This window comes from Streptomyces sp. NPDC058326 (assembly GCF_042879855.1).
In the GTDB taxonomy this organism is placed as follows: Bacteria; Actinomycetota; Actinomycetes; order Streptomycetales; family Streptomycetaceae; genus Streptomyces.
In genome coordinates, this window is record NZ_JBHVZO010000010.1 from 272,632 (window position 1) to 279,418 (window position 6,787).

Genomic DNA, 6,787 nt, shown 5'->3' on the forward strand with positions numbered 1-6,787 from the left:
TCACACGCCCCGCTGGCTCGAGTAGAAGACCAGCCGGTACTTGCCGATCTGCACCTCGTCGCCGTTGGACAGAACAACCGATTCGATCGGTTCACGGTTGACGTACGTGCCGTTCAGGCTGCCGACATCGGCCACGGTGAAACTGCCGTCCTGACCCCGCCGGAACTCGACATGGCGTCGGGAGACCGTGAAGTCGTCCAGGAAGATGTCGCTCTGCGGGTGACGGCCGGCCGTCGTCAGCTCGCCGTCCAGCAGGAACCGGCTGCCGGAGTTCGGCCCACGGCGCACCACGAGGAGCGCGGAACCCAGAGGCAGTGCCTCCACGGCCGCCAGCGCTTCAGGAGAGAGCGAGGGCAGCTGGGTCTGACCGGTGATCTCCGACTCGTAGGCCTCGAGGCCCGAGATGGAGATCGTGGACGTCGTCTCCGAAGCACGCTCGGCGGCGACCCCGCCCCGCAGCGGCGTACCGCAGTGGGAGCAGAAGCGGCTGTCGGCCGCGTTGCGGTGACCGCACCTCGTACACACCGGCATGGACGCATCCTCCTGCCGCGGCTGCCCCGCCGAGGTCTGTGTCGCGTACGGATCGGGGGCAAACCCTCCACCCGTACTTGAGGTTGATGGTTCTCCGAAACCTATGCGGGCAGCACCGGCGGGGTCAACAGAAGACGCGCCCTGCGCGCCCGGAATGTCACCGCCCTGGCCGCCGACCTCGTCGCGGAACAGCGGGCGCTCGCCGCCCTGCTCCTCACTCTGGGCATGGCGCGACGCGCGGTGCCTGGCGTTGCCGCCGTCCTCGCGTGCGCTCTTGCCGAACAACTTCGCAAACAACTTCACGGGCGATTCCCCTTGACCGAAACAGACCCGCCCGTGGGGCAGGACGAACCGAGATCCATCACACCTGCCGACCCGGACACCTTCACAACGTCCGTATCCTCCGGACAGTTTCCACCACGCACCACCGTTGTGGTGCGCCGACCCCCCGCAACGTCGTGCCCATGTCGCGGGACCCCCCTCGTCCCCCTCTCACTGCGAGGACGACTGAGCGTAGTCAGGCCGCTTCGCGGGTCGCAAGGCGTCGACGACGATCTTCGCCGACCGCTCCACCGTGGCCGTGGCCTGCTCCTTCTCCAGGGTCTGCACGACACCGCCGGGGATGTTGAGCGCGGGCTCGAGATCCTCCGGCTTGCCGATGACCTTGAAGACGTACGGAGCGGCCACCTTCGTTCCATCAATCCGCATGTCTTCACCGCTACCGGTGAAATAACTGTCCGCGACCACCCGCACGCCGTTGACCTGGATCGCCTCGGCACCGGCGGCGCGCAGCTCCTGGATGGCGTCCAGCAGCATGTCCGACTCGACGGCCCCGGTGGGATCGCCGACGGTGAGGGTGATGCCCGGACCCTCGGCGCCGACGGTGCCGGCCAGGATCCCGAGCTGCTGCTCCTTCTCCTGGGTCTGCCTCCGCGCCTCCTCGGCCTGGTCCGAACTGGACTCCAGCTCCGTGCGCTGCTTCTCGAGCCGGGCCTTCTCGTCCTCGAGCCGCTGCGTACGGTCGTCGAGCTCGTCGAGGATGCGCACCAGGTCCTCCTGGCGCGCCCCGCGCAGCGCGCTGTTGTCACTGGTCGAGGAGACCTGGATGGCCAGGCCCAGACCGAGGACGAAGAGCAGCAGCGCGACGACGAGTTGCGCGCGGGTCACCCGGGGCGGCCAGAGGGCTGAGGCCAGCCGCCGGCGCCCACTCGGCTCTGCGGCGGACGACGGCCCGGCCACGACGGGCACCTCGGGAACCTCCGGGGCCACGACATCCTCACGCGGCTTCTCGGAGTTCGCGGGTTCGGACGGCGCGGGCTCGGACGGCGCGGGCTCGGGCTTCACGCCCCCGGGGGTCTCGGACTTCCCGGCCCCGGGCTGTACGGCCTCGGGCTTCCCGGCCTCGGGCGTCTCGCGGTTCTGCGGGTTCTCGCTCATCGGCGTCACGCCCGGAAGACGTGGCGCCGGATGGCAGCCGCGTTGGAGAAGATCCGGATACCGAGCACGACGACGACACCGGTCGACAGCTGCGCGCCGACGCCGAGCTTGTCACCGAGGAAGACGATCAGCGCGGCCACGACCACGTTGGACAGGAAGGAGACCACGAAGACCTTGTCGACGAAGATGCCGTCGAGCATGGCCCGGAGGCCGCCGAAGACCGCGTCGAGAGCGGCGACCACGGCGATCGGGAGATAGGGCTCGACCACCGCCGGAACCTCGGGGCGGACCAACAGTCCGACCACGACTCCGACGATCAGGCCCAGTACGGCGATCACGATGTGCCCTTCCCTGTGTCGGCCGTGGCCCGACCGGAAGGCGTCGCGGCCCCGGCCCCCCTCGGCTCTGCGGTACGTACGGTCAGGCTCGGCGCGGCCGGCAGGCGTACGTCGCCCTCGGCCGAGATGCCGCTCCTGATCCCGAAGTTCTCCACCAGCGCGTGCAGATACTGCCCGTCGGCGCTGTCCTGGAACGCGGTGCTCAGCCGCTGCCCGTCCCCGATCGCGAGGATGGTGTACGGCGGCACCAACGGCTTGTTGTCGACCAGTATGGCGTCGCCGGCCGCCCGGATCGCGGACAGCGATGTCAGCCGCTGCCCGTTGATGGCGACCGCCTCGGCGCCCGACTCCCACAACCCGTTGATCACGCGCTGCATGTCCCGGTCACGGACCCGGCCCGTGTCGGCGAAACCGCTGCTCTCCCGCGGCCCGCCGCCTCCGGTGTCGGTGCCCTTGGCGTCGTCGACGACCAGCTTCAGGCCGGGGCCGTGCACCGGCGTCGCACCCGAGAGCAGCGCCACGAGCTCGCCCTGGTCGCCGCCGTGCTGCTCCAGCGCCCGCCGCTGACGTTCGCCGACCTCGGTACGGATCCGCTCGACGTCCTGCTCCAGCTGGTCGGCCGTCGACGTCTCCGCCTCGATCCGGTCGATCAGTTCCTGCCGTTCCTTGGCGACGACCGGCGCGGAGATCCGCGCCTCGGCCGCTCCCACGGTCACGACGGCGGCCGCGAGCAGAAGGCCCGCGGCGACACCGAGCTTGGCCCGCAGGTTACGGGGCAGCCCGCCACCCTCGGCCGCGCGCCGGGCGGTCGCCTCGGCGTAGCCGTCGTCGAGCGCGTGGTCGATCACGTTGTTCAGCAGCGACATGGACGCGTCCGGGCGCGGCGGCGGTGATCCGGTGCTCCGAACGGGGGGCTGCTGCGACATGCCGCACATCGTCGCACGTCGCACGACCTACCGCCGAATGGCCCCTCCGACGGGCGGGGAGGCACCCCGTGGGGCACCTCCCCGCCGTACGGCCCGTGCTGTCAGCTACCCGCGCTGTCCACCACCGCGGCCCACTCGTCGAGCAGGGCCTGCGCCGAGGCGTCGTCGGGTCCCTCCGCCCAGAGATGGGTGACGGCCTCCGCCGGGTCGGGCAGCACCATCACCCACCGACCGTCGGCCTCGACGACCCGCACACCGTCGGTGGTGTCCACGGAGCGGTTCCCCGCCGCCTCCACCACCCGTCGCATCACCAGACCCTTGACGGCCCACGGCGTCGCGATGTCCTTCTTGAGGACGTGCGCCCGCGGGATCCGCGCGTCGATCTGGCTCAGGGTGAGCTGCGTCCGCGCGACGAGACCGATCAGCCGGACGAAGGCGGCGGCACCGTCGAAGACGCTGCTGAACTCAGGGACGATGAACCCGCCGCGCCCGTCGCCGCCGAAGATCGTCGACTCCTCGCGCCCGACCCGGGTCAGGTCGTCGGGCGAGGTCGTCGTCCACTCCACCTGCGTGCCGTGGTAGGCGGCGACCTGCTCGGCGATCCGCGTGGTGGTCACCGGCAGCGCCACCCGCCCCGAGCGCCGCTCGGCCGCCACGAGGTCCAGCATCACCAGGAGCGCCCGGTCGTCCTCGATGATCCGCCCCCGCTCGTCCACGAGCGAGAGCCGCTCGCCGACGGGGTCGAAGCGCACGCCGAACGCCGCCCGTGCCGAGGCCACGATCTCCCCGAGCCGTACGAGCCCGGCCCGCCGGCTCTCCGCCGACTCGGTGGGTCTGGACTCGTCGAGCCCGGGGTTGATGGTCAGCGAGTCGACCTGGAGCCGCCCCAGGAGACTGGGCAGCACAAGCCCGGCGCTCCCGTTGGAGGCGTCCACGACGACCTTCAGACCGGCTTCGGCGATCCCGGAGGTGTCGACGTTCCGCAGCAGCGAGCCGGTGTACGAGTCGAAGACGCTCGCCGGGAAGGAGAGGTCGCCGATCTCCCCGGGGAAGGCCCGGCGGTACTCCTGGCGGGCGAACACACGGTCCAGCTTCCGCTGCCCGCCCTGGGAGAGATCCGCTCCGCGTTCGTCGAAGAACATGATGTCCACGGAGTCGGGCACCCCGGGCGAGGTCCGCACCATGATTCCGCCGGCGCTACCCCGCGCGGTCTGCTGCCGTGCCACCGGCAGCGGTACGTTCTCCAGGTCCCGTACGTCGATCGCACTGGCCTGCAGGGCGGAGATCACCGCCCGCTTCAGCGCTCGCGCACCCCGGGAGTGGTCACGCGCCGTGGTGACGGTCGCGCCCTTCTTCAGGGTCGTGGCGTACGCCCCCGCGAGTCGGACGGCCAGCTCCGGGGTGATCTCGACGTTGAGGATGCCGGACACCCCTCGGGCACCGAAGAGGTGGGCCTGACCACGGGACTCCCAGATGACCGAGGTGTTGACGAAGGCGCCGGCCTCGATCGTCTTGAACGGATAGACCCGCACGTTGCCCTGCACGATCGATTCCTCACCGACCATGCACTCGTCGCCGATGACGGCGCCGTCCTCGATCCGCGCCGCCCGCATGATGTCGGTGTTCTTCCCGATCACACAGCCGCGCAGATTGCTCTGCTGACCGATGTAGACGTTGTCGTGCACGACGGCCTTGTGCAGGAAGGCGCCGCTCTTGACGACCACGTTCGAGCCGACGACGGTGTGCTCACGGATCTCGGCGCCCGCCTCGACCTTGGCGTAGTCGCCGATGTAGAGCGGTCCGCGCAGCACCGCGTCGGGATGCACCTCGGCGCCTTCGGCGACCCACACACCCGGCGAGATCTCGAATCCGTCAACGTCGACCTGGACCTTGCCCTCCAGGACGTCGGCCTGCGCCTTCACATAGCTCTCATGGGTGCCGACGTCCTCCCAGTAGCCCTCGGCGACATAGCCGTAGATCGGCTTGCCCTCCTTCATGAGCTGGGGGAAGACATCACCCGACCAGTCGACCGGAACATCGGCCTCGACGTAGTCGAAGACCTCGGGCTCCATCACGTAGATGCCGGTGTTCACGGTGTCCGAGAAGACCTGCCCCCAGGTGGGTTTCTCCAGGAAGCGCTCGACCTTTCCCTCTTCGTCGACGATCGTGATCCCGAATTCCAGCGGATTCGGTACCCGGGTGAGGCAGACCGTGACGAGGGCGCCCTTCTCCTTGTGGAAGGCGATGAGATCGGTGAGGTCGAAATCGGTGAGCGCATCCCCGGAAATGACGAGGAAGGCGTCGTCCTTCAACGCTTCCTCGGCGTTCTTCACACTGCCCGCTGTACCGAGTGGCTTCTCCTCGTTGGCATACGTGAGCTCCATGCCGAGCTCCTCGCCGTCGCCGAAATAGTTCCTGACGAGTGAGGCGAGAAACTGCACGGTCACGACGGTCTCATTGAGACCGTGCCTCTTGAGCAGTCGTAGGACGTGCTCCATGATCGGCCGGTTCACGACCGGCAGTAGAGGCTTGGGCATGCTCGAGGTCATGGGGCGAAGGCGGGTTCCTTCGCCACCGGCCATCACGACGGCCTTCATGTCGGAAGCGTCCTCCTTGAAGAGACGACGGTCCTGCCGACTTCGCCTGTCCGCTAGCCCTCGGACATCCTCGTTGTTGCCGGCGACGCTGCTCGGCACAGGACGGACGGGCTCAATCGGCCTCGGTATCCGCCTTCACGAGTCGGCGGACCTGGACCACGTAGAGGATCCCTGCCCACCAATACAGAGTTGTACCCCATCCGGCGAAGGCCCATCCGAAAACTTCAGCGAGTGACGAAAGCCAGCCCGTTCCGTCACTGAGAAGCAGCAACGGGAACGCGTACATCAAGTTGAAAGTCGCAGCTTTGCCGAGGAAGTTCACCTGCGGCGGCGGGTAGCCGTGTCGGCGGAGGATTCCCACCATGACGAGCAGCATGGCCTCGCGTGCCAGAAGGGCGGCGGTCAGCCACCAGGGCAGGATCTCCCGCCAGGTGAGCCCCACGAGAGTGGACAGGATGTACAACCGGTCGGCGGCGGGATCGAGCAGCCGGCCGAGCTTGCTGATCTGGTTCCAGCGCCGGGCCAGCTTGCCGTCGAGATAGTCGCTGACGCCGCTGAGCATCAGGACGACAAGCGCCCAGACGTCACTATTGGGTCCGCCGAACTCCGGCCGGAGAATGAGCCACAGAAACAGCGGCACGCCGACGAGGCGAGCCATGCTGAGAATGTTGGGGATGGTGAGGACCCGGTCGGTCTGAACGCGGGTCTCCTGGACCTCCACCCGGGGGCCTCCTGCTGGGAACGTACGGACGATGCCCCCTGACCTTACCCTCAGCCACCACACCCCGGCGCACAGGGGGCTCCCCGCTCCAGAACGCAAAAATGCCTCAACCCCCGGACAGAGTCCGGGGGTTGAGGCTAAAAATTGTTCGGCGGCGTCCTACTCTCCCACAGGGTCCCCCCTGCAGTACCATCGGCGCTGAAAGGCTTAGCTTCCGGGTTCGGAATGTAACCGGGC

Annotated in this window: 6 protein-coding genes and 1 rRNA gene; all 7 read right to left on the reverse strand. The window is 68.7% G+C overall.

Going from position 1 to position 6,787, the window contains the following annotated elements:
* Entirely contained in the window at nt 1-942 is a 942-nt protein-coding gene (locus ACFVYX_RS20685) for an FHA domain-containing protein (protein WP_389682863.1), read from the reverse strand.
* An 81-nt stretch (nt 943-1,023) separates the two neighbouring features.
* Entirely contained in the window at nt 1,024-1,968 is a 945-nt protein-coding gene (locus ACFVYX_RS20690) for a DUF881 domain-containing protein (protein ID WP_389682846.1), read from the reverse strand.
* Between the two features lie 5 nt (nt 1,969-1,973).
* On the reverse strand, nt 1,974-2,306 hold the full coding sequence (locus ACFVYX_RS20695; protein WP_015032176.1) for a small basic family protein: 333 nt from the start codon (nt 2,304-2,306) through the stop codon (nt 1,974-1,976).
* On the reverse strand, nt 2,303-3,232 hold the full coding sequence (locus ACFVYX_RS20700; protein WP_389682847.1) for a DUF881 domain-containing protein: 930 nt from the start codon (nt 3,230-3,232) through the stop codon (nt 2,303-2,305). Before ACFVYX_RS20700 ends, ACFVYX_RS20695 begins: the two co-directional genes overlap by 4 nt.
* Nucleotides 3,233-3,333: 101 nt before the next feature.
* Nucleotides 3,334-5,829, reverse strand: a complete 2,496-nt coding sequence (locus ACFVYX_RS20705) for a sugar phosphate nucleotidyltransferase (RefSeq protein WP_389682848.1) — start codon at nt 5,827-5,829, stop codon at nt 3,334-3,336.
* Nucleotides 5,830-5,941: 112 nt separating this feature from the next.
* Nucleotides 5,942-6,550, reverse strand: a complete 609-nt coding sequence (locus tag ACFVYX_RS20710) for a CDP-alcohol phosphatidyltransferase family protein (protein WP_389682849.1) — start codon at nt 6,548-6,550, stop codon at nt 5,942-5,944.
* Between the two features lie 146 nt (nt 6,551-6,696).
* Nucleotides 6,697-6,787, reverse strand: a 5S ribosomal RNA gene (rrf, locus tag ACFVYX_RS20715); the annotation flags it as partial.

Coding starts and splice junctions, on each gene's coding strand:
- ACFVYX_RS20690 (WP_389682846.1), bottom strand. CDS start 1,968: ATGAGCGAGAACCCGCAGAACCGCGAGACGCCCGAGGCCGGGAAGCCC.
- ACFVYX_RS20700 (WP_389682847.1), bottom strand. CDS start 3,232: ATGTCGCAGCAGCCCCCCGTTCGGAGCACCGGATCACCGCCGCCGCGC.
- ACFVYX_RS20705 (WP_389682848.1), bottom strand. CDS start 5,829: ATGAAGGCCGTCGTGATGGCCGGTGGCGAAGGAACCCGCCTTCGCCCC.